Annotated in this window: 20 protein-coding genes; 15 read left to right on the forward strand and 5 right to left on the reverse strand. The window is 62.6% G+C overall.

Annotated features, from left to right (window positions below):
* Positions 1 to 595: 595 nt before the first annotated feature.
* The 8 genes from ACXJ7R_RS00005 to ACXJ7R_RS00040 all read left to right on the forward strand — a co-directional run bounded on the left by ACXJ7R_RS00005 (position 596) and on the right by ACXJ7R_RS00040 (position 9,068).
* Positions 596 to 1,726: a nucleotidyltransferase family protein gene (locus tag ACXJ7R_RS00005; RefSeq protein ID WP_457150009.1), complete on the forward strand. Its 1,131-nt coding sequence runs from the start codon at positions 596 to 598 to the stop codon at positions 1,724 to 1,726.
* A gap of 90 nt (positions 1,727 to 1,816) precedes the next feature.
* Positions 1,817 to 2,839, forward strand: coding sequence for a glycosyltransferase family 2 protein (locus tag ACXJ7R_RS00010; RefSeq protein ID WP_457150010.1), 1,023 nt, complete (start codon positions 1,817 to 1,819; stop codon positions 2,837 to 2,839).
* Between the two features lie 290 nt (positions 2,840 to 3,129).
* Complete coding sequence (locus ACXJ7R_RS00015; RefSeq protein ID WP_457150011.1) at positions 3,130 to 3,534, forward strand: hypothetical protein; 405 nt, start codon at positions 3,130 to 3,132, stop codon at positions 3,532 to 3,534.
* A gap of 151 nt (positions 3,535 to 3,685) precedes the next feature.
* On the forward strand, positions 3,686 to 4,549 hold the full coding sequence (gene exoK / locus ACXJ7R_RS00020; RefSeq protein WP_457150012.1) for an endo-1,3-1,4-beta-glycanase ExoK: 864 nt from the start codon (positions 3,686 to 3,688) through the stop codon (positions 4,547 to 4,549).
* A 67-nt stretch (positions 4,550 to 4,616) separates the two neighbouring features.
* Entirely contained in the window at positions 4,617 to 5,948 is a 1,332-nt protein-coding gene (locus ACXJ7R_RS00025) for a UDP-glucose dehydrogenase family protein (protein ID WP_457150013.1), read from the forward strand.
* A gap of 67 nt (positions 5,949 to 6,015) precedes the next feature.
* A complete protein-coding gene (locus tag ACXJ7R_RS00030; protein WP_457150014.1) occupies positions 6,016 to 7,458 on the forward strand; it encodes a GMC oxidoreductase in 1,443 nt (480 codons plus the stop codon).
* Between the two features lie 14 nt (positions 7,459 to 7,472).
* Complete coding sequence (locus tag ACXJ7R_RS00035; RefSeq protein WP_095082836.1) at positions 7,473 to 7,922, forward strand: hypothetical protein; 450 nt, start codon at positions 7,473 to 7,475, stop codon at positions 7,920 to 7,922.
* Between the two features lie 66 nt (positions 7,923 to 7,988).
* The gene (locus ACXJ7R_RS00040; protein WP_457150015.1) at positions 7,989 to 9,068 is read left to right on the forward strand and encodes a glycosyltransferase; all 1,080 of its coding nucleotides are present in this window, start codon (positions 7,989 to 7,991) and stop codon (positions 9,066 to 9,068) included.
* A gap of 64 nt (positions 9,069 to 9,132) precedes the next feature.
* Here ACXJ7R_RS00040 and ACXJ7R_RS00045 read toward each other — a convergent pair whose 3' ends face one another.
* Both ACXJ7R_RS00045 and ACXJ7R_RS00050 read right to left on the reverse strand, forming a co-directional pair.
* Positions 9,133 to 10,155: a phosphoribosyltransferase gene (locus ACXJ7R_RS00045; RefSeq protein WP_457150016.1), complete on the reverse strand. Its 1,023-nt coding sequence runs from the start codon at positions 10,153 to 10,155 to the stop codon at positions 9,133 to 9,135.
* 53 nt (positions 10,156 to 10,208) lie between these two features.
* Positions 10,209 to 11,705, reverse strand: coding sequence for a lipopolysaccharide biosynthesis protein (locus tag ACXJ7R_RS00050; protein WP_457150017.1), 1,497 nt, complete (start codon positions 11,703 to 11,705; stop codon positions 10,209 to 10,211).
* A 185-nt stretch (positions 11,706 to 11,890) separates the two neighbouring features.
* On the opposite strand from ACXJ7R_RS00050, the gene ACXJ7R_RS00055 reads away from it, so the two are divergent.
* The 6 genes from ACXJ7R_RS00055 (at position 11,891) to ACXJ7R_RS00080 (ending at position 19,583) form a co-directional block, all read left to right on the forward strand.
* Positions 11,891 to 13,081, forward strand: coding sequence for a glycosyltransferase (locus ACXJ7R_RS00055; protein ID WP_457150018.1), 1,191 nt, complete (start codon positions 11,891 to 11,893; stop codon positions 13,079 to 13,081).
* A 25-nt stretch (positions 13,082 to 13,106) separates the two neighbouring features.
* Positions 13,107 to 14,102, forward strand: a complete 996-nt coding sequence (locus ACXJ7R_RS00060) for a glycosyltransferase family 2 protein (protein ID WP_457150019.1) — start codon at positions 13,107 to 13,109, stop codon at positions 14,100 to 14,102.
* Positions 14,102 to 15,043, forward strand: coding sequence for a glycosyltransferase (locus tag ACXJ7R_RS00065; protein ID WP_457150020.1), 942 nt, complete (start codon positions 14,102 to 14,104; stop codon positions 15,041 to 15,043). The genes ACXJ7R_RS00060 and ACXJ7R_RS00065 overlap by 1 nt, the downstream gene beginning before the upstream one ends.
* Entirely contained in the window at positions 15,033 to 15,983 is a 951-nt protein-coding gene (locus ACXJ7R_RS00070; RefSeq protein WP_457150021.1) for a glycosyltransferase family 2 protein, read from the forward strand. Before ACXJ7R_RS00065 ends, ACXJ7R_RS00070 begins: the two co-directional genes overlap by 11 nt.
* Before the next feature lie 74 nt (positions 15,984 to 16,057).
* Positions 16,058 to 16,954 carry a UTP--glucose-1-phosphate uridylyltransferase gene (locus ACXJ7R_RS00075; RefSeq protein ID WP_457150022.1) on the forward strand — a complete coding sequence of 299 codons (897 nt, stop codon included), beginning with the start codon at positions 16,058 to 16,060 and terminating at the stop codon, positions 16,952 to 16,954.
* A 235-nt stretch (positions 16,955 to 17,189) separates the two neighbouring features.
* Positions 17,190 to 19,583, forward strand: a complete 2,394-nt coding sequence (locus ACXJ7R_RS00080; protein ID WP_457150023.1) for a polysaccharide biosynthesis tyrosine autokinase — start codon at positions 17,190 to 17,192, stop codon at positions 19,581 to 19,583.
* 229 nt (positions 19,584 to 19,812) lie between these two features.
* Here the strand turns inward: ACXJ7R_RS00080 and ACXJ7R_RS00085 are convergent, their stop codons facing one another.
* Both ACXJ7R_RS00085 and ACXJ7R_RS00090 read right to left on the reverse strand, forming a co-directional pair.
* Entirely contained in the window at positions 19,813 to 20,898 is a 1,086-nt protein-coding gene (locus tag ACXJ7R_RS00085) for an acyltransferase family protein (protein WP_457150024.1), read from the reverse strand.
* Positions 20,899 to 20,990: 92 nt separating this feature from the next.
* Complete coding sequence (locus ACXJ7R_RS00090) at positions 20,991 to 22,898, reverse strand: propionyl-CoA synthetase (RefSeq protein WP_457150025.1); 1,908 nt, start codon at positions 22,896 to 22,898, stop codon at positions 20,991 to 20,993.
* Positions 22,899 to 23,012: 114 nt separating this feature from the next.
* Here ACXJ7R_RS00090 and ACXJ7R_RS00095 point away from each other — a divergent pair, with 114 nt between their 5' ends.
* A complete protein-coding gene (locus tag ACXJ7R_RS00095) occupies positions 23,013 to 23,810 on the forward strand; it encodes a DUF2259 domain-containing protein (RefSeq protein ID WP_457150026.1) in 798 nt (265 codons plus the stop codon).
* Between the two features lie 299 nt (positions 23,811 to 24,109).
* Here the strand turns inward: ACXJ7R_RS00095 and dhaK are convergent, their stop codons facing one another.
* On the reverse strand, positions 24,110 to 25,096 hold the full coding sequence (gene dhaK, locus ACXJ7R_RS00100; RefSeq protein WP_457150027.1) for a dihydroxyacetone kinase subunit DhaK: 987 nt from the start codon (positions 25,094 to 25,096) through the stop codon (positions 24,110 to 24,112).
* Between the last annotated feature and the right edge of the window lie 29 nt (positions 25,097 to 25,125).

Genomic DNA, 25,125 nt, shown 5'->3' on the forward strand with positions numbered 1-25,125 from the left:
CTGGGTGATGGTTTCGATCGAACCATGCACCGTCAGGCTTGGCGTCTCGTATTCTTGCTTTTCAACATTCTGTTCCATTTTACTCTCCAATATGGACTGGAAACGGCTTGTCGAGTGCCGTCAGCACTTGCATGCTGCAGCGCAATAGCTGCATGGCAGCATTTATGAGTCAAGCCTGATTTACCAGGCATTAATCAATTACGGGTTGCGCGACCACCTTATGTGTGGGTCATGCCCAAAATATGACATCTTCTAGACCGATTCCCTATGTTTGGCGACCATGTCAATGCCGATTCTTTAAGCATTTGATTTTGCTTGAATAAAACATTTGCCAAGTGCCTTTATTTTAGGCATCCCTAATAGGGTGAACTGAGCCGGCAAATCCATGGTGAGGCAAGCTGAAAACGCCTTGTTAGGGGCGGTATTTCAACAGCGGTTTTGACCGGCTTTTCAGCAGTGCCGGTAAACGCCAAGGTTGCAAAATTCTGCGATGCAAAAGGAAAGGCTTTACGCCATCAAGGTTTTTGGTGATGCTTGCTTCGCAGTTGCAGCATACGCGCCGCGCAAATCGCTTTTTGGGGAGACTGTGCGCTAGATGGCCTTGCCGGATGGTTCCTATGAACGACTGCGCGCCGCCGATTGTGCCGACGAGGTTGCCTATGTGCGGGCCTGCCTGCGGTTGTATTTCGCCGGGGCAGGAGCCACTACTGGCGACGTATCGATGCCTGGCCCTGGCGGTGCCAATGTTGCCGACATCGCTAGGCTGAACAAGGTCGCGACCTTTGTCCTCAAGGCCTTGTCACGCGCGCCTGTCAGTGACAGACAGCCCGAGCTTTTCCATTGGCTGGACAGCTACCGCAGGAGGACGGTCTCGATGAACGCGTCCTGCATCATGGATTCCATGGCGATCCATGACGTGCTGCGCGAAAGCCGGATCGATTTCGTCTTTCTGAAGGGTCCGTTCCAGCAGCAGCTTCTCTACGACGACCACTTCATGAAGCCCTCGGGCGATGTCGACATTCTGGTCTCGCCGGTCGGCTATTTCAAGGCGCGGGATGCGCTGCGCTCGATCGGCTATGAGGTCGCCGGCAAGTCGCGCTCCGTCTGGTGGGTTCGCTTCCTCGGCGAACAGCATATGACGCGCGGCGACGGACCGAGGCCTTCCACCGTCGATCTCCACTACCGCCTCCAGCAGCCCGGCTCGCCCAGCCCGCGCGACGCGGACGGGTTTCTGCGGCGAAAGCGACAGGTCGAAATCGCCGGCTCGACGGTGCCGTTCACCTCGCCCGCCGACACGCTGCTTTTGTCCTGCATCAGCGTCGCCAAGGCACTGTTCAACCGGGAACCCTGCGCGGGCTATGTCTGTGACGTGCGCGCCAGCGCCGGCCGCCTCGACGAGGCTGACCAACGGCTTGTGCTCGATGCCGCGGTAGCGCAGGGGCTGGACGATACGCTGCTGCTTGGTATACGCGCAGCCGATGTACTGCTCGGCGGTGCCGGCACGCTGCTGTCGGAGCGTGCGACGCGCATCCTGTCACGCATCGGCAACGAGGACCTGCTCAACATGGTCATGGCGCCGTGGCTGTCGTCGCTTCGGTGGCCGCAGCGGCGAACGGTGCTGTGGGAACTGTGCGGTCGCGCGCCGGTCCGCTATCTGGCGGAAGCTGGTTGGGCGGCGTCCGCCGACATCAGCCGCCGCATCTTTGAACGGCCGGGCGGTCGTTGAATGAACACAGATTTGGCGCTGGTGGCAATCGGGCATCGAACGGGTACGGGGCGAACACAAATCGATATCACCTGTACGAGAGGCTAATCCATGTCGATGACGAAATCCCAGGTCTGCGTGATCATCGCGGCCAAGAACGCGGCGGCGACAATCGCCGTCGCCATCGCGTCCGCGTTGCGCGAACCGGAAGTGGCGGAGGTCGTCGTCGTCGACGACGCCTCCACGGACGACACCGCGGCAGTCGCGCGATCCGCCGACGACGGCAGCGGCCGGCTTGCGGTGATGCGCCTCGATGTCAATCGCGGCCCCTCCTACGCTCGCAACGCCGCGATCGCCAGTTCGAGATCGCCGTTCATCAGCATTCTCGACGCCGACGATTTTTTCCTCGAAGGCCGGTTTCGCAACCTGTTTGCCGTCGCCGACTGGGATTTCGCGGCGGACAACATCATGCTCATCAGGGATGATGCGACCGGCGACGCGACGAAAATCGTCGCCCCGCAATTTGCAGCGGACCCGGAATTCCTCGATCTCGAACGCTTCGTCGAAGGAAATATTTCCAGGCGCCGCGTGCAAAGGGGCGAACTGGGCTTCCTCAAGCCGGTGATCAGCCGCGCCTTCCTCGATCGCCATGGGTTGCGTTATGACGAGAGCCTGCGGCTCGGCGAGGACTATGAACTCTATGCCCGCGCGGTCGCCTGCGGGGCGCGCTTCAAGGTCATCCGCTCGTGTGGCTACGGCGCCATCGTCCGCGCCGATTCGCTCAGCGGCCGCCACAAGACGCAGGACCTGAAGCGTCTGGCCGATGCCGATCTGGCGCTGCTGGCGATCGACAGTCTGCCGGAAGGCTCGAAAGCGGTGCTGAGGCGGCACGAGCGGCACGTGCGCGACAAGTACCGGCTGCGCAATTTCCTCGACGTCAAGGCCGAGCACGGGCTGGCATCGGCAGCGGCCTACGCATTTGCCAGCCAATCCAACCTCGTCCCCATCGTCCAGGGCGTGGCGTCCGACAAGCTCGAGGCGCTGTTTCGCCGCGTCGGCCTCGTGTCCAGGCACAAGCACGTGCCGCCATTGCGTTTTTTGATGGCCGGCACCAGCACCGGCAAGGAGCGGTGAAACTGTCCGTTTCGTCCGGGTTGACCCGCCGGCGACAAGCTCATCGCGCAAACCATTTCGGTCGGATTTATGAGTTTACGAACTGGGTGGTTGCCTCGCGGCCCAGACGATGGCAGTCTATGTTGCGGTGCAGCAAATTGGACGACCAGCCGAACTGGCCCCCGATCGGATTGGTCTGATGTCTCTCCCTCGCAGGAGCAGGACAGAGCAGAATGAGTTTTTTGAGCCCCGGCTGCGGGGATCGGCCAGAAGCCCGGCCYGTAGGCCGGCGATGACAGGAATCTGAGTTCATGGCTTCGATATTCGGTTTCAGATCCAGGGATCCGGCCCGTGACCGGCAGACCGATGGTTCACGCCTTGATCGCCTGGCAAAGCTGTTTGAGCAGATCGCGGTCGAGATCGAGGCTGAGAGAGCCGGGTTGGAGAATCGCTATCGGACGAAGGCGACCAACGCCGCTTTCCTGGTCGAAGCGATGGAGAACGGCTCCACCTCAGACCGCCGGTCGTCCGAAGTCAGCGCACTGACGAAGTCGATCCTGAATTGCGAACGCCGCATCGCGGAGCTGTCGCGCCAGAACGGCATGATGAAAGAACTCCGTCATTCGCTGGATGCGGTCTTCGACGAGAATGCGGCGTCCGATTCGGCCACCGCAGCCGCCGAGTACACCAGGCCGGCGGGCGCTGGCAGAGGTTGAAAGTGAAGGTTCGCAATTGCTGCAACAGATTTGATGCGAGGCAGGACAAGGTCAGGGGAGGGTCAAGCAGGAGGTCAAGGTTGGCCCGTTCAGGAAGTGGTTCGAACGTCGACTTTGGGTTGGGGATGCACAGCACAAAGGTGAGTTTGGTATGAATTCGAATCCGAAGACTACGTCCACCATCGCAACCGGCGGAACGCCGTTCACAAGCCAGGCCAGGCAAGCCGGCCTCAAGCGGCTGAGTGCGATCAGCGCGTTGCTGCTCGTCGCTCTTGGGAGTTTGGTGACGGCTCCTGCCCACGCCCAGGACATTCAGTCGTCGCCTTCATTCGTCGATGATTTCACCAGCTTCGATCGTGCACGCTGGTATGTTTCCGACGGTTGGTCGAACGGCAGTCATCAAAACTGCACCTGGTCGAAAGGCCTGGTCGCGCTGTCCGACGGCGTGCTGTCGCTCGGCTTCGAAAAGCAGAAGCTGAAGGACCGCGACTACGCTTGCGGCGAGATCCAGACCAAGCAGCGCTTCGGCTACGGCACCTATGAGGCGCGGATAAAGACCGACACCGGCTCCGGTCTCAATGCGGCTTTCTTCTCCTATATCGGTCCGTCCGACAAGCAGCCCTGGGATGAGATCGACTTCGAGGTCCTGACCAAGGACACCTCCAAGGTGCAGGTCAACGCCTACATCGCCGGCAAGGGCAACAATGAGAAGCTGGTCGACGTGGCGGGCGGCACCGACAAGGCCTTCAACGACTATGCCTTCGTCTGGCAGAAAGATAGCTTGCGCTGGTATGTCAACGGCCAGCTGGTCAACACGATCACCGATCCGGCGAAATTGCCGACGCATGCCCAGAAGATATTCTTCAGCCTTTGGGGCAGCGACAAGATGACCGGTTGGATGGGAGCGTTCGCCGATCCAGGCCGCAAGCTCAYGCTGCAGATCGATCGCGTGGCGTTCACGGCCTTGGGCGAGCCCTGTCAGTTTCCAGAATCGCTGGCATGCAGCATAAAGTAGTTGGGAAAGTCGATTTGAACTGGCCGGGCCGAGAGCGGTCCGCTGCCTTGCATGGGAATGAAATCGAATGAATTTGACGGTCTTTGGAATTGGCTATGTCGGTCTCGTGCAGGCAGCGGTGCTTGCCGAAGTCGGGCACCAGGTGGTGTGCGTCGACATCGACGCCAACAAGGTCGAGCGGCTCAACCAGGGGTTCGTTCCGATTTTCGAGCCGGGGCTCGAAAGCCTCGTCAAGGAGAACCATGCCGCTGGCCGCATCAAGTTCACCACCGACGCAGCGGCCGCGGTCAGGCACGGCGAAATCCAGATGATCGCGGTCGGCACGCCGCCAGGCGAGKACGGTTCGGCCGATCTCAAATATGTGCTGGCGGTCGCCGAGACCATCGGCCGTGAGATGGACACCCCCAAGATCATCGTTGGCAAGTCGACCGTGCCGGTCGGCACCTGCGAAAAGGTGAAGGCCAGGGTCGCCGAGACGCTGAAGAAAAGAGGGCGCGAGGACCTGTCCTTCGACGTCGCTTCGAATCCGGAATTCCTCAAGGAAGGTTCCGCGGTTGCCGATTGCATGAAGCCCGACCGCATCATCGTCGGCACCGACAGCGAGGGCACCGAAGCGGTGATGCGCGAGCTCTACGCTCCCTTCAACCGCAACCACGAGAAGATGATCGTGATGGACGTGCGCAGCGCCGAATTCACCAAATACGCCGCCAATTGCATGCTGGCGACCAAGATCAGCTTCATGAACGAGATGGCCAACCTGGCCGAGCAGCTCGGCGCCGACATCGAGGAGGTCCGCAAGGGCATCGGCAGCGACCCGCGCATCGGCTATCACTTCATCTATCCGGGGCTTGGTTATGGCGGCTCGTGCTTCCCCAAGGATGTGCGCGCGCTGATCAAGACCGCCGAAGGCGTCAAGTTCGACGCCAAGCTGCTGCGCGCTGTCGAGGAACGCAACAACGAGCAGAAATCCGTCCTGTTCGACAAGGTGAATCGTTATTTCAAGGGCAATCTCAAGGGCAAGACCTTTGCGCTGTGGGGGCTGGCCTTCAAGCCCAACACCGACGACATGCGCGAGGCGCCCGCCCGCACGCTGATGGAGGCGCTGTGGAACGCCGGCGCCAAAGTGCAGGCCTATGACCCCGAGGCGATGCAGGAATGCCAGCACATCTACGGGCTGCGCGACGACCTGTTGTTGTGCGGCACCAAGGAAGCCGCGCTGCGCGGCGCCGATGCGCTTCTGATCGCCACCGAATGGAAGAGTTTCCGCGCGCCGTCCTTCGACGCGATGAAGGATGCGCTGACCACGCCGATCATTTTCGATGGTCGCAACCTGTATGACCCCAAGGTCATCGCCCGCCACGGCATCGAATACCACTCGATCGGCAGAATGGCGGCATGAGGCCGGGAGCGAACAGCCGGAAGCGGTATTCGGCGGGTGCGCCCGGCGCGGCAAGGAGTTGTGGCTGATGGTGCTGGACGTAAAGCCCGAGCAAATCACCAGCGATCATTTCGATCTCGTCGCGATCGGTTCCGGCTTCGGCTCGGCCTTCTTCCTGCATGAGTTCGCCAAGCGCCGAAAGGCACGCGTCCTGGTGCTCGAATGGGGCCGGCACAACACCCATGAATGGCAGCTCCAGCAGAATGCCAACACCGACATCGACGACGAGACGACCTACAAGACCAATTCCGACAAGCCGTGGAATTACACCATCGGACTGGGGGGTGGAACGAACTGCTGGTTCGCGCAGACGCCAAGGTTCCATCCCAATGACTTCAGGCTGAAAAGCACCTACGGCATCGGCAATGACTGGCCGATCAGCTATGACCACGTCGAACCGTTCTACTGCGACGCCGAAGACATCATGTCGATCTCCGGCGATCCCGACATGGCGGCGATGCTGCCGCGCTCGAAGCCGTTCCCGCAACCGCCGCATCGCATGTCGACGCCGGACCGGATGATGAAGGCGGCGCAGCCCGGCCAGCATTTCGTCATGCCGACGGCGCGGGCGCGGGTGCCGACCGCGCAGCGCACCTCGTGCTGTGCCAACCTGCGCTGCTGGCTGTGTCCGGTCGACGCCAAATTCACCGTCAACAACGGCTTGATGCATGTCTTCGAGCATCCCGACATTTCGGTTTGCCTCGGTGCGGAGGTACGGCGGCTCGATCATGTCGGCGGCACGGTCCGCTCGGTCACGTTCATGCATGACGGCAAGGAATACCAGGTCAGCGGCGACCTTTTCATTCTCGGCGCCAATGCCATCCAGAGCGCGGCGATCATGTTGCGCTCCGGCCTGGGCGGCGAATTCGTCGGCCGCGGCCTGCACGAATCCTACGGCTGGAATTTCGAGGTCTATCTCGACGGTGTCGACAATTTCGACGGCAGCACCATCACCACCGGTCTGAACTTCGGCCTCTATGACGGTCCGCACAGATCGGAGCATGCGGCGGCACTTGTCTATTTCGAGAACCGCTGGCAGCACGGAATGCGTGCCGAAAAGGGGCGGCTGCGCCAGGCGCTGCCGCTCGTCGTGGTCACCGAAAACCTGCTCGACCACGAAAATTTCGTCACCCTCGACGAAGACGACAACGCCTTCGTCAACTTCAAGGCGCCGTCGGACTACGCGGTCAAGGGCATGGCCCGCGCGCTGGAGAAATTGCCTGACCTTCTGGCTCCGCTGCCGGTCGAAAAGCTATTCGATCGCGGCATCCGGCCAACCGAATCGCACGTCCAGGGCACGCTGAGGATGGGAACCGGCCCGGCCGATTCGGTCATCGACAGCGACATGATCCATCACCAGCTGAGAAACCTGGTTGTCGTCGGCACCAGCACCTATCCGAGCTGTTCCTGCGCCAACCCGAGCCTGACCGCCGCGGCCCTCTCCCTGAGGGCGGCGAGCCGCATGGCGTGAGAGGAGGGCATCGGATGATCGAAGTTTCCAGACGCTCGGCCTTGGCCATCGTGGCCGGTGGGGTGGTGTCGACGGGCGTTGCCTTTGCCGCCGTCAGCTCGTTTTCCGATGAGGACCTGGTGCGCGTTACCCTCGAAAAATACCTCGGCAGGCTCAACATCCGTATCGAACATCTGCAGCAGTTCGTGCTGGAGTTCCGCAACCGGAACCCGTGGATATTTCCCAGCGACAAGCTTAGCGACGCCGTCACGCTGGTCGAGGAGCTCAAATTGGGCGCCGTCCGCCGCCTGCTGCCCCAGGAGAAGCGGGAAGATCTGATCCAATTCGATCGCTGGGTCATCGCCGAATTCCATATGCTGACGGACTACGCATGGCGCAGTTCGCCCAATGACCCGATCCGGTTTACCGGCTGGCAATCCTGTACCAATCCGTTCGCGAATCTGGAGCCGCCGAAACTCGCCTGACGTCGAAAGCGAGGCGCCCCCGGTTGCCTCGGAACGAAATACGATATGCGACAAGGAGCCCGATCCATGAAAGTCCTTTTTGCAGGTGGCAGCGGCTATCCACCCGAGTTCAGCGGCGGCGTTCAGTCGAGCACGCACCATCTGGCCGAACAGTTGATCGAACATGGCCATGAAGCCGCTGTGCTCGCCGCCCTGTTCGGCGATGGTGTCTTCGGCTTGAAGGCGCGCGCCAAGATGAAGCTGTTGCGGCAACCGGCGGTCATCGACAGCTATCCCGGCTATCCGGTGGTGCGGGCCTGGTTTCCCTGGGAAGCGGCGGCCTTTGCCGTCGACAGGCTGAAGCCGGATGTGGCCGTGGTCCAGTGTCACAAATCGGTTCCGATCGGCAAGGCGCTGCAGGCCGAGGGCGTGCCTTTGGTTGTCTATCTCCGCAATGTTGAATTCCATGAACTGGGCGGCGACCTGCGCGAACTGCGTTCCGCGCTATACATCGCGAATTCCGAGTTCACCGCGCGCACCTACAAGAACGAGTTCGACATCAACGCGACGGTGATCCCGCCGACCATCAATCCGGCGCATTACAGCACGCCGACGACGGGCCAGTTTGTCACGCTGATCAATCCCTATGAGGAAAAGGGTTTCGAGCTTGCGGTGCGCATCGCCGGCGCCTGCCCCGAGATACCGTTCCTGTTCGTCGAAAGCTGGAAGCTGGAAGACGATCATCGGGCGCGGATCGAACAGACGATCGCGCCTTTGGGCAATGTCGTGTTGGAGAGCCGCACCAGCGACATGAAGACGGTCTACGGCCGCACCAAGATCCTGCTTGCTCCCAGCAAATGGGAAGAGGCATGGGGCCGCGTCGCGTCGGAAGCCCATTGCAGCGGAATCCCGGTTGTCGGCTCGCGGCGTGGCGGCCTGCCCGAGGCGATCGGCTCAGGTGGCGTGGTGCTCGACTACGATGCACCGCTCGCCGACTGGGTCGCGGCCGTCAGGCGGCTGTGGAACGACAGCCAGGAATATGACCGGGTCTCGGGCCTCGCGCGCAGCTTCGCCGGGCGGCCCGAACTGGAACCCGATCGCCAGTTCATCACCTTCTTCTCGATCGTGGACAGAGCGATACAGCAGCGCGCGCGGCAAGCCGCCTAACCCAGGCTCGCGGCGTCAGCCGCGTAGCAACCAACTCGCGGCAAGCCTCGTAGCGTCGTGCGGATCAGGCGGGGCGTTTGACCCGGCTCTTCAGCGTCTCGTAACCGCGCGCACCGAGCAGGGCGCGGGCCAAGGTCTTGGCCGCGCTTTTGCGGCCCTCTTGCGAGTTGATCTGCCGCAGCCTTGCCGGCAGGTTGCGGGCCGCCTGGCCAAGTGCCGGCAGCGACAGCGCGTCGGGAAAACTCACCATATGCGTTTCAACGCACAGCACCGGCTTGCCGGACAGTTCGGTGATCCTCAGCGCCTGCTCGTGCTCGCTTTCGATGAACAGGATGGCATCGGATTTGCGGTAGAAATCGGCCTTGAAACTGCCATGCGCGCCAAGCCGCTGCCGTTCCGCCTTGCTCGGCAGATCGAGCATGATCAGCCGGTCGTATTTGATCTCGTGTTTGGCGAGCCATGCCTCGGTCAGCGCGCGATATTTCTCCAGCCGGCTGGTGACCAGCCAGCCGATCTTGTGTGTCGCAACATGGAGAGGCCGCGCCTCGCTGAGGAATTTCTCATAGGCCGGCCCATCGTCGTTTTCGGCTTCGGTCGGATCGAGGCACAGCACGCCGTCAATGTCGACGCAGCACTGCGCCAGGAATTTGTGATGCATGAAATTCCACTGGAACATGCGCGGATGCGGCACGACCTCGAAGACGACATCGGTCTCCTGATGCTGCGGCTGCAGGCCGAACACCGCGGCAAAGGTGAAATCGGCCTCGATGCCGGCAGTCTCGATGCGCGAGCGTGCATCGCGCATGGCGTTGCCGCCGGCGACGCTGTCGTCGATCACCAGCACCTTGCGCATTTCGGAGACCTTGCGGTCGAGTGCCGCCCGGCGCTTTGTGATGCCCGACGTGTAGATCCGCCCGGCCAGGAAGCTGTCCAGATCGGTCATCGGAATGTTCGCCGCCAGGCTCACCAGCGTTGCCGCGAGCACACCGCTTCTGGGAACGCCGACGACCAGGTCGATGTCGCGCGGCAGCCGGTGCAGGCCCCTGACAATGGCGTCGTTCATGTCGGAAATCGATCGGTAGTGCATAGGGTCAGACCTGGTCCTGGAGTGAATGTCCGTACCTGTCGAGGTCGCGCAAACTATTGCGCCTCGCGTGGTGCTGCTGCGGGCAACCTTGCCGGCAGCATCTTCAAGGCCTCGCGCAGGGCTTCGCGGCCGGATGCGAATGCCAACGCGACGACGATGGTGATCAGATAGGCGAGAACGGCGCCGCTGGCCAAGCCAATGACATGCTGCTGCGGCAGCAGCGGCTTGATGAACCAGATGGCGGCCAGCGCCAGATGGGCGCCAAGCACGAACGGCGTTGCCGCGCGCAGCACGTGGTGCGCCTGCAACGGACCGCTCTTGCCGACATAGAGCCACAGGAATGGGGTCCTCAGATACTCGCTGATCGCATAGGCAATCGCCACGCCCAGCGCGCCATAGGGCAGGCCTAGCGCGAAGGCCAGAACCGACGTCACAGCGGTTATGATGCCCCAGCGCATGAAATCGCCGGAGCGGCCCTGGCTGACGAAAAGCCATCCCGCTGGATTGTTAAGCGGCTGCAGCAGCCCGGCAAAGCCGAGCGCCAGGAAAATGTCGGCGCTCGCGCGCCATTGCTCGCCGAGCACGAAGGGGATCAGCACGTCCGACATCGCGGTGGCGAAGGCGACGCCGGGAAGCGCCACCAGCAGGATCAGCGGCATGACGCGCAGATAGGCACTGCGGTAGCGGTCCGGCTCGTCCTTCAGCCTGGACAGCGCCGGAACCATCACCTTCGACAACGGATTGGTGATCTGGCTCAGCGGAAACAAAAGCAGCTTGTAGGCGCGGTCATAAAGGCCAAGCTGGGCTTCGCCCCAGTATTTGCCGATCAGCACATTGTCGAGGTTGCGGGCAAAGAAATTGGCGAAGTTGAAGCCGGTGATGCCGGCGCCGAAATGGATCAATTCGCTGATTCCGGCGACCTTGCGCGGCAGGCCGGGACGCCAGCGCGAGCTTGCCCAGTAGCAGAGCGTCGGCAGCACGGCACCGGTCAGCGTACCGGCAAACAGTGCCCAATAGGAGCGGTCGATGAACGTCCAGGCGATCGATACGGCGAGCCCCACGACGGCGCTGGCGACGTCGATGACGGCCAGCCGGCCGAACTGCATGCGGCGCGTCAAAAGCGCCAGGTGCTGGGCGCCCAGCCCATAGGCCATGATCTGCAGCCCGAACGCCGCCACCAGGCCGGCCACGCGCGGCTCGCCGTAGAAAGCGGCGACCAGAGGGGCGGCACCTGCGAGCACGCAGGCCAGAATCGCGCTGACGGCCACATTGATCCAGAAGAGGTAGTTCACTTCCTCATGCCGGATGCCGCTCTTCTGGATTGTCGCCTGGGTCAGGCCGAAATCCTGGAACAGCGCGATGAAGGCCAGCACCGGCGCGCACATCGCCACGACGCCGAAATCCTGCGGCGACAAAAGCCGCGACAGCACGATGACGGATATGATCTGTGTCGCGACCCGCACCGATTGCGCCATGGCCGTGACAACCGCGCCGCGCCCGACGGATTTGCGCAGGGAGCCTTCCGGCGGATCGAATGCATTGGCTTCCAAATTCAGGATTCCTGACTTTTGTGCGGATTTCCGACCCCGAAAAATCCACCACCGCCGCCAACGACAAACTACGGCAATAATTTTGCAGTGCAACAGAAAAGGTGGATCGTCGCGCCAAAAATGTTGCGATGCAGCAAGAGCTGTACTAGGCTCTCCTTGGGTGGGCCAACAGCGGTCGAGTTTTCATGCTGCATGTCTTGTACCTTGTGCACGACGTCTCCGATCCGGCCGTGCGCCGGAGGATCATAATGCTCAGGGCAGGTGGGGCCGAGGTCACCTTGGCCGGCTTCCGTCGCACCACAAATCCGATTGCGGATATCGAGGGATTGCGGCCGATCGACCTTGGCGCGACGCGTGACGGGCGATTCGGCCAGCGGCTCGCGGCGGTCGCCAAGGCGGCGTTCTCGATCGGCTCCAGGCTTGGCGACACGCCCAGGCCCAATCTCATCATCGCGCGCAATCTGGAAATGCTGGCGCTTGCCCGTCGCGCCAGATCCGCCTTCGGTGCATCGGTTCCGATCGTATACGAGTGCCTCGACATTCATCGCCTTGTGCTTCGCAAAGATGTCCTGGGCAAGGCGTTGCGCGCCGTCGAACGCTTCCTGGCCAGGGACGTGAAGCTGCTGGTGACCAGTTCGCCTGCCTTCATCGCCAATTACTTCAAGCCGTTCGGACAGGTTGCGGCGCCGATCGAACTGGTCGAGAACAAGTATTTCGAGGCAGCCGCGATTCTGCCCGGCAGCCCTGAGACGCACGGCAGCCCTGACGAGGTTGCGAGTCCCGTCGGACCGCCGTGGCGGATCGGCTGGTTCGGCGCGCTGCGCTGCCGCCGCTCGCTCGAACTGCTGGCCGATTTCTCCCGCCGGATGGAGGGACGCTTCGAGATCGTGCTGCGCGGCCGTCCGGCTCTGTCCGAATTCCCGGATTTTCACGCCTTCGTCGAATCAGAGCCGTGGCTCTCGTTTGGCGGGCCCTATCGCAACCCGGAGGACATGGCATCGATCTATGGCGACGTCCATTTTTCCTGGGCGATCGATTTCTTCGAAGCGGGACAGAACTCCGAATGGCTCCTGCCCAACCGCCTCTACGAAGGCTGCCGCTTTGGCGCGGTGCCGATCTCGATGGGCGACACCGAAACCGGGCGGTTCCTCAGCAAACAGGATATCGGCATTCTCTTGCCGGAGGCTTCGCCCGAGGCGCTCGAAGCGACGCTTGGCAAAATGGATGAGCATCGTTTCGCCGGGTTGAAGGCGCATGTTCTTGCCCGCAACCCGAGGACCTGGAGCTACGACCGCAGCGATTGCCGGGCGCTTGTCGAGCGGCTGCGCGGCCTGACCGCCGTATCGGGTTCGTTTGCAGCCGAGGCGTTGGCATAGGATGGCTGAACATGGACAGAGGCTGATGACGCAGACTAAAAAAACTTCATCCAGCCTGATCGTTATTCCGTGCCTGAACGAAGCGGCCCATATCGGTGTGCTGCTCGATCAACTGCGCCCCGCCGCGGCAAGGCTTGGCGCCAGGATCATCGTCGCCGACGGCGGCAGCACCGACGGCACGCTGGCTATCGTCAAGGACGTCGCAAGCAAGGATCCGCGCGTTATCCTGCTTCACAACGAACGGCGCATCCAGAGCGCGGCGATAAACCTCGCCGTCGGTACCTTCGGCGAAGGAGCCGACTATCTCATCCGCATCGATGCGCATGGCGGCTATCCCGACGACTATTGCGACCGGCTGGTCGAGGAGGCATTGGCCACCGGAGCGGATTCGGTTGTCGTTTCGATGCTGACCAGCGGCAGCAGCACCGTGCAGAAGGCTGCCGCGGCGGCGCAGAATTCCAAGCTCGGCACCGGCGGCTCCAAGCACCGGCACCGCTCCGCCGGAGAGTGGGTCGATCACGGCCATCACGCGCTGATCAGGATATCGGCGTTCGGTTCTGTCGGCGGCTATGACGAGACGTTCAGCCACAACGAGGATGCCGAGCTCGACTACAGGCTGAGACAGGCCGGCTACAAGATCTGGATGAGCGGCAAGACGCATATGATCTACTACCCGCGCACCTCGCTCAGCGGCCTCTATTTCCAGTATCTCGGCTATGGTCGCGGCCGCGCCAAGAATGTGCTGAAGCACCGCGTCATCCCGAAGGTCCGGCAGATGGTGCCGCTCCTGGTGTTTCCGGTCGTGCTGCTGGCGGCGCTCTCATTCGTGCACTGGCTGGCGGCGGTGCCACTGCTTCTGTGGGCCTCGGTGTGCCAGGGTTACGGCCTGTGGACGGCCATCCGCCAGCGCAATGCCGACATCGCGCTGGCCGGCGTCTCGGCGATGGTCATGCACCTTGGCTGGTCGATCGGCTTTTGGCTGCAGCTTCTCGGCCTCGGGTCGCGGCGCGGGGTGGCGTGATGGCCAAGAAGCTCAGCATCGACATCGGCGTCTGCACGTTCCGGCGGCCGGAGCTGGCCGACACCCTGCGCTCGCTCGACGCCATGGAGATGCCGGCCGGGTTCGATATCAGCATCATCGTCGCCGACAATGACGACACGCCGACCGCCCGCGACCTGGTGACGGCGCTGTCGCGGGAATTGACCGTACCGATCCGCTATCAGCATTGCCCGGCGCGCAACATTTCGATCGCCCGCAACGCTTGCCTCGACGCCAGCACGGCGGATTTCGTCGCTTTCATAGATGATGACGAGACGGCCACGCCGCGCTGGCTCGCCGAACTGGTCGCGGTGGCGCAAGCGAGCGGTGCAGCCACCGTGCTCGGCCCGGTCCGGGCGCGCTATCGTCCGGATGCGCCGGATTGGATGCGGCGCGGCGATTTCCATTCGACCTTGCCCGTCTGGGTTCGCGGCGAGATCCGGACCGGCTACACCTGCAACGTTCTGCTCCGCATGGGATCGGACAGCCTGTGTGGCCGCCGCTTCAGCTTGGCACGCGGCCAGACCGGCGGTGAGGACACCGAATTCTTCGACCAGATGCACAAAGCGGGCGGCCGCATCGCCTTTTCGCCCGACGCCTGGGTCGACGAGGTGGTGCCGCGCTCGAGGGCGGCGTTCGACTGGCTCGGCCGCCGGCGCTTCCGCGTCGGACAGACGCACGGGCATCTTCTGGGACGCAACGCGCGCGGCATCGGCCTGGCCAAGCAGGTCGGCCTGGCGTCGGCAAAGGCCATCTATTGCTTCGCCTCTGCGCTTCCGGTCGTCATCAGCCCGGTTCGAAGGAACCGCAGCGTGCTGCGCGGCATTATGCATGTCGGTGTCGTCAGCGGCCTTGTCGGCATCCGCGAAATCCGCCTCTACGGCCAGCCTTCGCCGCAGGAAGGGGGCAAGCGTGCAGCCTGACGTCAGCTTTGTCATCGCCGCCTACAACGCCGAAGCGACCCTCGACCGGGCGATCGCGAGCGCTATCGCGCAGAAAGACGTCAGCGTCGAAATCATCGTCGTCGACGACAAGTCGCGCGACGCGACGCTCGACGTCGCGCGGGCCTATCCGCAAGATATCGTTCGTGTCGTCGCCCTGGCCAGTAATCGCGGTCCCGGCGGCGCCAGGAATGCCGGCCTCGACGTCGCCAGCGGCAGATGGATCGCGGTTCTCGATTCCGACGACGCCGTTTTTCCCGACCGCATCGCGGCCATGATCGCTCGTGCGGAAAAGGCGGGCGCCGAGATCGCCGTCGACAATTTGCAGGTCATTCGCGAGGACGGTGTAGTCGAGGACGCGATGTTTCCAACACGCTATCTGGAGGATTTGAGCGAAATCTCGCTGGCCAGCTACATCGCCGGCAACGTCGTTTTCGAATCGAAGTTCAATCTCGGCTACCTCAAGCCGATCTTCCAGCGCGCGTTCCTGGACGAAAACGAGCTTCGCTATGATGAAAAACTGAGCATCGGCGAAGATTACATCCTGCTCGCCAACGCCTTGGCCAAGGGCGGCAAATGCGTGGTCGAGCCGGCGATCGGCTATGCCTATCATATCCGCAGCGGCTCCATCTCCCGCGTGCTCGAGCTTCACCACGTCGAAGCGATGCGCAAGGCAGATGCCGTGTTCGCTCAAACCCATTCGATGGACGAGGCCGCGCAACGCGCGTTCGCCCGGCGCAGCCGCAGCCTGCGCAAGGCCGCATCGTTCCTGTCTATGGTTCAGCACATTAAGGCGCGGTCCCCGCTCAAGGCGATCCGGACTGCGCTCAGCGACCCGGCGGCGGTCAGGCATATGGGCATGCCGATCGCCGTGCGGTTGCGAAGAGTAGCGGCGCAGTTTGCCGTTGGGGTGGGGAGGTGAAGATGCAGGCACATGAAGGGATTTTTCGTGGCTTGTGAATGGACTGAAGTCGATCTCCTCAGAAGGAATTTGCGATGAAGAAAATCAGGAAGGCCGTGATACCGGTGGCAGGACTTGGAACAAGGTTCCTGCCGGCGACCAAGTCGATGCCGAAGGAAATGCTCCCCGTCGTCGACAGGCCTGTCGTGCAATATGCGGTGGACGAGGCCTTCGAGGCGGGCATCGAGCACATTGTGTTCGTCACCGGCCGCAACAAGGCGGTGATCGAGGACTATTTCGACCTGCATCCGGAATTGATCGGAACCCTGGAGCAGACCGGCAAGAAGACCCAGCTGGAGGCGCTCGAAAGCATGCTGCCGGTGGCCGGCGCCACCTCCTTCATCCGCCAGCAGTCGCCGCAAGGCCTCGGCCATGCCGTCTGGTGCGCGCGCGAAGTCATCGGCAACGAGCCCTTCGCCTTGCTGTTGCCGGACATGGTGTCGTTCGGTGGCCGCGGATGCCTGGCCGAGATCGTCGATCTCTATGCTGAAACCGGCGGCAACGTCATCGCTGTCGAGCGCTGCGATCCGACCGAGACCAACAAATACGGCATCGTCGGCCGTGGCGCCGATATCGGCGGCGGCTTCGAGGTGACGGCGATGGTCGAAAAGCCGGCGCCGGCCAACGCGCCGTCGAACTTCTACATCAACGGCCGCTACATCCTGCAGCCCGAGATTTTCGCGCTTCTGGGCAATCAGCAGCGCGGCGCCGGCAACGAGATCCAGTTGACGGACGCCATGGTCCGGCTGTCGCGGGACCAGGCGTTCTTCGGCCAGCCTTTCAAGGGTCGCATGTTCGACTGCGGTTCGAAGGAAGGGTTCATCCAGGCCAACATCGCCTTCGCGCTGTCGCGCGACGACATGAAGGGCCCGATTTTCGAGATGCTTCAGGAGTTCGTCCGGTCGCATGAACGCCAGGAAGAAGCCGCATAATGCCCATGTTTCGGGAGCATTTACAGATGGCTGGCGACGCGGGGCGATAGCTCCCGCGCCGCCTGGCACGAAGTTTGCGTTTTATTGCGCAATGCTCCCGATCTTCGCGGCTGTGCAAGCCCCGGCATGATCCCGAAAAATGACCACCGGTTTTCGGAAAAGATCATGCTCAAACGCTGAGATGGATCTCCATCCCGATCATCGGGATGGAACAGGCTCTGGAATTGGACCGAAGATGAATTATGCCAACTTTCCTCTCGACAAGAGGATGCCATTGCCGAATTCGGACGCAGGAGACGGCGAAGACTTCATCGACATCGAGCGGCTGCTTGGCATGGCCGCACGGCAAGCCAAGGTGGTTGCCGTGTGCGCCGTCATCGGTCTCTTTCTGGGCCTGCTCTATCTGCAGACCACGCCGCCCCAATATCAGTCGGTCTCAAGCGTGCTGATCGACGAGGGCTTGAACAAGATCGTCGATGACATTTCGGCGGCGTCGACAACCATGCAGACCGATTCCGCCATCCTGAGCCAGATCGAGATCCTGACCTCGACGCGGCTTGCCGCCGTGGTCGTCGACAAGCTGAAGCTCGACCAGAACGATGCCTTCCTGAATCCGCCCGTATCGGCTCTGGCAAGGGGCGTCGGGCTGATCCGGGGCCTGATCCAGTATGTTCGCCCGAGCCCCGTCATGCCGGGCGTCGGTGACATCAGCAAGCTCGACCCCGCCGCCCGCGATGCGCTGATCGCCACGTCCCGTCGCGACTACGCGATCCTCAAGCTGCAGAACGAGGTGCGGGCGGAGCGCACGGGGCGAAGCTACGTCATCGCCCTCGGCTATCAGTCGACGGATCCGGCCCTGGCCCATGCGATCACCAAAGCCTATGCCGATGCCTATCTTGCCGATCAGCTCGATGCCAGCTTCGACGCCACCGAGCGGGCGGCGGTCTGGCTGCAGGGCCGGTTGACGGAATTGCGCGAGAGCTCGCAGGCGGCATCGCTCGCGGTCGAGAAATTCAGGGCCGAACATGGCCTGGCCGCCAACAGCGATGGCCAGTTGATGAGCGACAAGCAACTGTCCGATCTCAACGCCCAGCTCATCGTCGCGCAGGCTGACACCGCACGCGCCAGTGCCCGCTACCAGCAGTACAAGGCGATTGTCGAAAGCGGCTCCGACAACGCTTTCAAGGATGCCGCCATATCAAGCGACCAGCCGAGCAGCTCGGTCATCGCGGCGCTCAAGACCCGTTACCTCACAGTCTCCAAGCGGCTGCAGGACGTCGAGGCGAATTTTGGCGCCCAGCATCCGCAGGCGTTGGCGCTTGCCAAGGAGAAGGCCGACATATCGACTCAGATCTTCGGCGAACTGAAGCAGCTGACCGAAAGCTATCGCAACGAATATGAAGTGGCGCTGGCGCGCGAGACCGCGCTCAGGGCCAATGTCGCGGCCGCGCAAGGCAAGAGTTCCGTCGACAACCAGACGCAGGTCAAGCTGCGGGAACTCGATCAGCAGGCGACGGCGCTCACCACGCTCTATCAGACATTCCTCGGCCGCTACGAGGAAGCCGCGCAGCAGCAATCCTTCCCGGTCGGCAAGATCCGCATCATCTCGGACGCCTCGATGCCGCTCACCGCGTCAAGCCCACGCACGATCATCGTGATTGGACTTTCGCTGGTGCTTGGCACGCTGATGGGCGCCGGCTTCGGCGGCCTGAATGAATTCAACGAACGTTTCTTCAGGACCGGCGAGGAGGTGCGCGACCGTGTCGGGCTGAAATTCCTCGGCTATCTGCCGACGATCGGCGGCAAGCTGAGCAAGGAAGAAAAGCCCGGCGATACCCAGGTGGATGACAAGACCGCCAGATCGCTGTCGTCCGCCGAAAGGCGGGCGCGCATGCGGGTGAGCATCGATTCGCCTGCGTCGATGTTCTCCGAAACGCTGCGCAGCGCCAAGATCGCCTTCGACGTCGTGATGGAAGGGCAAGGCAGCCGCGTTATCGGCATCGTCTCGGTGCTTCCCGGCGAGGGTAAGTCGACGGTCGCGGCAAATCTCGCCGGATTGCTTGCCGCCAACGGCGCCAAGACGCTGCTCATCGACGGCGACCTGCGCAACCCCGGCCTCAGCCGTGGTCTCGGCATGGAAGCCGAGCAAGGTTTGATGGAAGCCGTGGTCAACGGCCAGGCGTGGCAGTCCGTTGGCAAGATCGACCGGCAGACGAAGCTGGCCATCATCCCGGCCGTGTCGCGCGGTCACTTCTCGCACACCAGCGAACTTCTCTCCTCGGCCGGGATGCGGCGCTTCATCGACAACGCCAAGGAGACCTTCGAATACATCGTCGTCGATCTGCCGCCGCTCGGACCGGTGGTCGATGCCAAGGCATTCGCGCCGCTGGTCGACGGGTTTGTGCTCGTCACCGAATGGGGGCGCACGCCCCGCGCGATGGTGAGGTCGATGCTGGAATCCGAACCCTATGTTGCCAACAAGATCATCGGGGCGGTGCTGAACAAGGTCGATCTGAAGAAGCTGGCCAAATACGGATCGTTCGGCGGCTCCGAGAAATTCTTCGACAAATACTCGACCTACTATCTGGAAAAGTCGGAAGTGCGCAGCAAGGCAAAGGCAACGGTCTGACATTGTTCGAGTAGGCCCTCTTAAAGCCATTGCGTTGAAACAGGGTCGGTCGACGCGCCCTGAATCCTTGCTTTTTGCATACCCCGAACGCTGCGCGCTTTGAGTGATGCATTAGGAGCGGATCAGCCTACTTCGCGGGTCCGGCGATTCCTGTGGCAGTTGGCCGTCCGCCTCTGGAAGGCCGCAGTGCCGAGCCGGGCCTAGGAGACCCGCGGATGATCAGTCGCGACTACGCGGCCTTGAGCCGATAGCGGAAAACGGTGTGGTCGAGCAGCAGCCGGATGCGTGGTTCGGCCTCGGTCGCCACCAGCCAGCTTGCCGCGATCATCGTCGCGCCGACGATCACCATCGAGAAGAGATGCGGCAGACCCGCGCGGACCAGGACGCCGAGCAGGGCCGCGCCGACGACGTCATGGAGGAGGTAGAGCGGATAGGTCATCAGGCCGATCCGGCGCCAGCCGCTCCAGGAGAGGTCGAGCCGAAGCGACCATGCCATCAGTGCGACCCCACCGAGGAAGATGAGGATCGGCGGCGCGAACGGCATCTCTCGCCCGACCTTCAGGATGTGAACGTCGACCGAACTGGCGATCTGCAGCACGCCGCCGCCCAGGAACAGGGCGCAGAAGGCAAGGCGAGCCGTCGTCACCGCATTGAAGCGCATCAGCCACAACATGACGCCAGTCGCGAAGAAAACGCCGTGATGCACCAGCAAAAGGTCGAGCRTGCGTGTCTCGGCAAGGTCGGCCCAGCCGAGCGGGTAATAGAGGCACCAGAAAAGCGTGCTGACCATGCCGATGGCAATCGCCACCCATTCCATCTGATGGAAGCGGCCAAGCCGCAGCAAGGTCCAGACTATGGCATAGAAGGCGATCTCGATGCCGAGTGTCCAGTAGACGCTGTCCACCCAGGGTGCGTAGGGAACGAACAGGCCGGTGCGAACCAGCCTGTCGACGGCATCGGTCGGCCAGCTCAGGCCGACGATCAAAAGCACGACCGCGGTGACGGGTGCGCAGATCCAGACCGCCGGCGCCAGTCGTTTCACCCTTGCTTCGAAAAATCGCAGCGGCGTCGATCTCTCGGCGCTGAAGGCGATGACGAAGCCGCTGATGACGAAGAAGATCTGCACGCCGACCCAGCCTGATTCGACCCAGGCGCCTATCGCCGGCTGCGCGGGAAGGCCGCCCGTGGCGCGTGCTGAAACACCGTCCGGAAACGCCCACACCCAGAAGCCGTAGTGATAGACCATGACCATGACGGCAGCGAGGAACCGCAGGATGTCGACGCCGCCAAATGTGATTTTCTTCTGCTGAGCCATACCGCCTCGCCGGATGGCCCCCCGATCAAGGGTGTAAGGTGGATTGCTGCATTGCACAACAAAAGATTGCCGCGCCGACCCCGCCRATTTTCCTAAACCACGATCCCTCGCTCCTTCAGGGCGGCGGTAATTTCGTCGAGAATCAGCGGATCGTCGATGGTTGCCGGCATCGTCCATTCTTCCTTGTCGGCGATCTTCTGCATGGTGCCGCGCAGGATCTTGCCCGAACGTGTCTTGGGCAGCCGCTTGATCGTCACCACCGTCTTGAAGGCGGCGACCGGGCCGATGCGTTCGCGCACCAGGCCGACCACTTCGCTTTCGATGGCGCCGGTTTCGCGCGAAACGCCGGCATTCAGAACCACGAAGCCAAGCGGCACCTRGCCCTTCATGGTATCGGCGATGCCGATGACGGCGCATTCGGCGACGTCGGGATGGGCGGAAAGCACTTCCTCCATGGCGCCAGTCGACAACCGGTGGCCGGCGACATTGATGATGTCGTCTGTGCGGGCCATGACATAGAGATAGCCATCCTCGTCGACCATGCCGGCATCCGCCGTCTTGTAGAAGCCGGGGAACTCGTCGAGATAGGCCTGGCGGAACCGTTGATCGGCGTGCCACAACGTTGGCAGGCAGCCGGCCGGCAGCGGCAGCTTGACCACCACATTGCCCAGCGTGCCGCGCGGCACTTCGTGGCCGGCATCGTCGAGCACCCGAATGTCGTAGCCGGGCATCGGCACGCCGGGCGAGCCGTACTTCACCGACAGGAGGCCGAGGCCGGCGGGGTTGATCGTCATCGGCGAGCCGGTCTCGGTCTGCCACCAATGGTCGACCACCGGCACGTTGAGCTTCTGCTCCGCCCATTTGATGGTTTCGGGGTCGGCGCGCTCGCCGGCAAGGAACAGCGTGCGGAATTTCGACAGGTCGTATTTCGGAATGAATTCGCCCTTCGGATCCTGTCCCTTGATGGCCCGAAAAGCGGTCGGCGCGGTGAACAGCGCGACCACGCCATGCTCCGCTATCACCCGCCAGTAGGTGCCGGCATCGGGCGTGCCGATCGGCTTGCCTTCGAACAGCACGCTGGTGCAGCCATGCAGCAGCGGCCCATAGACGATATAGGAATGGCCGACCACCCAGCCGACGTCCGACGCTGCCCAGAACACCTCGCCCGGCTTGACGCCGAACTCGTTTTCCATCGTCCATTTCAGCGCGACCATGTGGCCGCCATTGTCGCGCACGATGCCCTTGGGCTGGCCGGTCGTGCCCGATGTGTAGATGATGTAGAGCGGGTCGGTGGCAAGCACCGGAACGCAGTCGACATTGGCGCCGGCTGCCCGTTCGCGGGCGACGGCATCGGCATAGTCGATGTCGAAATGCTCCTTCAATTCGCAAGGCAACTGGTCGCGCTGCAGGATCAGGCAGCCGTCCGGCTTGTGGCGGGAAATCTCGATCGCTCTGTCGAGCAGCGGCTTGTAGGCAACGACGCGGCCCGGCTCCAGCCCGCAGGAGGCCGAGATGATCAGCTTCGGTTTGGCGTCATCGATGCGGGTGGCAAGCTCATGCGAGGCAAAGCCGCCGAAGACAACCGAATGCACGGCGCCAATGCGGGCACAGGCCAGCATGGCGAAGGCAGCCTCCGGCACCATCGGCATGTAGATGATGACGCGGTCGCCCTTGCCGATGCCGCGGTTCTTCAGCACCGAGGTCAGCGCGACCACCTCGCGCTTCAGTTCGGCATAGGTGAATTTCTTGATCGTTCCGGTGATGGCGCTGTCATGGATCAGCGCGATCTGCTCGGCGCGTCCGCCCGCGACGTGGCGGTCGACGGCATTGTAGCAGGTGTTGCAGGTCGCGCCTGTAAACCAGCGGCCGTAGACGCCGGCCGTGGCATCGAACACCTTGTCATAGGGCGAATACCAGTCGATGGCATCGGCCGCCTCGGCCCAGAACCTTTCCGGATCGCGTTTCCAGCCGTCATAGACCTCGTGATAGCGTGAAGTCATCCGACACCTCCCCAGGAATGTTTTTCTTCCCACCAAATAGCGCGCTCTAACCTTGGCCGCAAATGTGCGCCATTGTGCGGCCGGCATCGATCTGGCGCTTGGGGGCAAGCTGCGATGAAATTGCGATATCGGATTGGAGCGGCCGTGCTGGCGGCGCTGTCATTGACGGCCGCGTCCGCCGCCTGGGCTGGCGATGCCTCGGCACGGCGCATCATCGGCTTTTCGCCCGACGGCAACTATTTCGCCTTCGAGCAATATGGAACGCTCGACGCCGGCGCTTCGAACTCCGGCTATTCGCAGATCGACATCATCGACACCCGTGCCGACGCCTTCGTTGGCGGCAAGCCGATCCTCGTCGTCGACGAGTCCGAGGAGGCGACACTGACCCTTGAGCAGGCAAGGGCACAGGCCGCCGCGAAGGCGGCGCCCATCCTTGCCAAATATGCCGTCGCATCGCGCGGCGAGCAGACGGCTTCCGACAAGTTCACCTTTCCCGATGAGATGGTTGCCTACAACGACATTTCCCGCCTCGAGCAGGTGTCGCAGAAATGGCTTTCGCCGCTCTATGACCAACTCGACATTTCGACCATCCAGCTCGACCAGATCCTGGCCAGCAGCACCACAGACTGTTCAGCGAGTTTCGACGCCACACAGCAAGGCGACATATCGGGCAAGGCGCTCGGCTTCCGGCTGACGCTGCAAGGGCAGGACGGCAAGCCCTTCAAGGTCCTGCATGAAGACAAGACCGTGCCGGGGTCGAGGAATTGCCCGACCTCCTACAGCCTCTCGGAATCCTACGAATTCACCCCGGCCGGCAAGCCCGCCGTCATTGTGGTGCTGGTGCAGCGCTTCAGCCAGGGCTTCGAGGGCCGCGACCGCCGCTTCATTGCGGTGACCGGCCAACCGCGCTGACAAAGTCGATTGCTCTAGATCGGCAAAGCCACAAGCATGAGGCCGATGCCACCGAAGATCAAAATGGCTGTCGCCAGGGCTTTTCTGTGACGTTCGAAGCTCGTCGGAGCCCGCTCCCAATTGTAACGCATACGCTATCTCCCGAAGGCCCGAGGAGTCTTTACCTTACTTAGGGGAAGAAAAGCAACGGTCTGGCCCGGACGGGTCGGGCGCTCCCGCATCGCGAAGAAGACTATTTCTGGGACGATACCTGCTGGAAGCCGGCGGCGGGCGTGTTCCCGCCGCCGGCTTCCAGAAGATTACATGCCCCAGCGCAGCGCCGCCGTATGCACCGGCGCATCCCAGAACGCGGCCGTTTCCGCGTCGAGCATGGTCAGCGTGATCGAGCAGCCGGCCATGTCCAGTGAGGTCACATAGGAGCCGACCAGCGAACGGGTCACCGTCACGCCATGCTTCTCGAAAATCCGCCGCGCGCTGTTGTACATGAGGTAGAGCTCCATCAGCGGCGTGCCGCCAAAACCGTTGACGAACAGCAGCGCCGGGCCCTTGGCTCCGTCGCCGAGATCGCCGACGATCGCGGCACAAATTTCCTCGGCAATGGCATCGGCGCTTTTCAATGTGTCTCGTCGCCGTCCGGGCTCGCCGTGGATGCCGACGCCGAACTCCATCTCGCCGTCGCCGATGTCGAAAGTCGGCTTGCCGGCGGCCGGCACGGTGCAACTGGTCAGCGCCACGCCCATCGAGCGGGTAGCAGCGTTGACGCGTTCGCCCAACGCCTTCAGCGGCGCCAGCGCCAGGCCATGCTCGGCCGCCGCGCCGACGATCTTTTCCACCACCAGCGTGCCGGCGACGCCGCGCCGGCCGGTCGTGTAGGACGAATTCTCGACGGCGACATCGTCATTGGTGACGATTTGCACGACGCCTTCCGACATTTCAGCCGCCATCTCGAAGTTCATCACATCGCCCTCATAATTCTTGACGATGAACAGGCAGCCGGCGCCGGTGTCGACGGCTTCCGCCGCCGCCAGCATCTGGTCCGGCGTCGGCGAGGTGAACACCTGGCCGGGGCAGGCGGCGTCGAGCATGCCGTGACCGACAAAGCCGCCATGCAGCGGCTCGTGGCCGGAGCCGCCGCCGGAGATCAGCGCTACTTTGCCCGGCCGCAAGGTCTTGCGGCGGACGAATTTATGTTCCTCGCCAAGCACCAGGATGTCGGCATGGGCGGCAACGAAGCCGTCGAGGCTTTCGGTCAGCACCGTGTCCAGCGAATTCATAAATTTCTTCACGGCCGTCTCCTCCCGAAATGGGCCTTGTT

The organism is Mesorhizobium sp. P5_C1, from assembly GCF_054049815.1.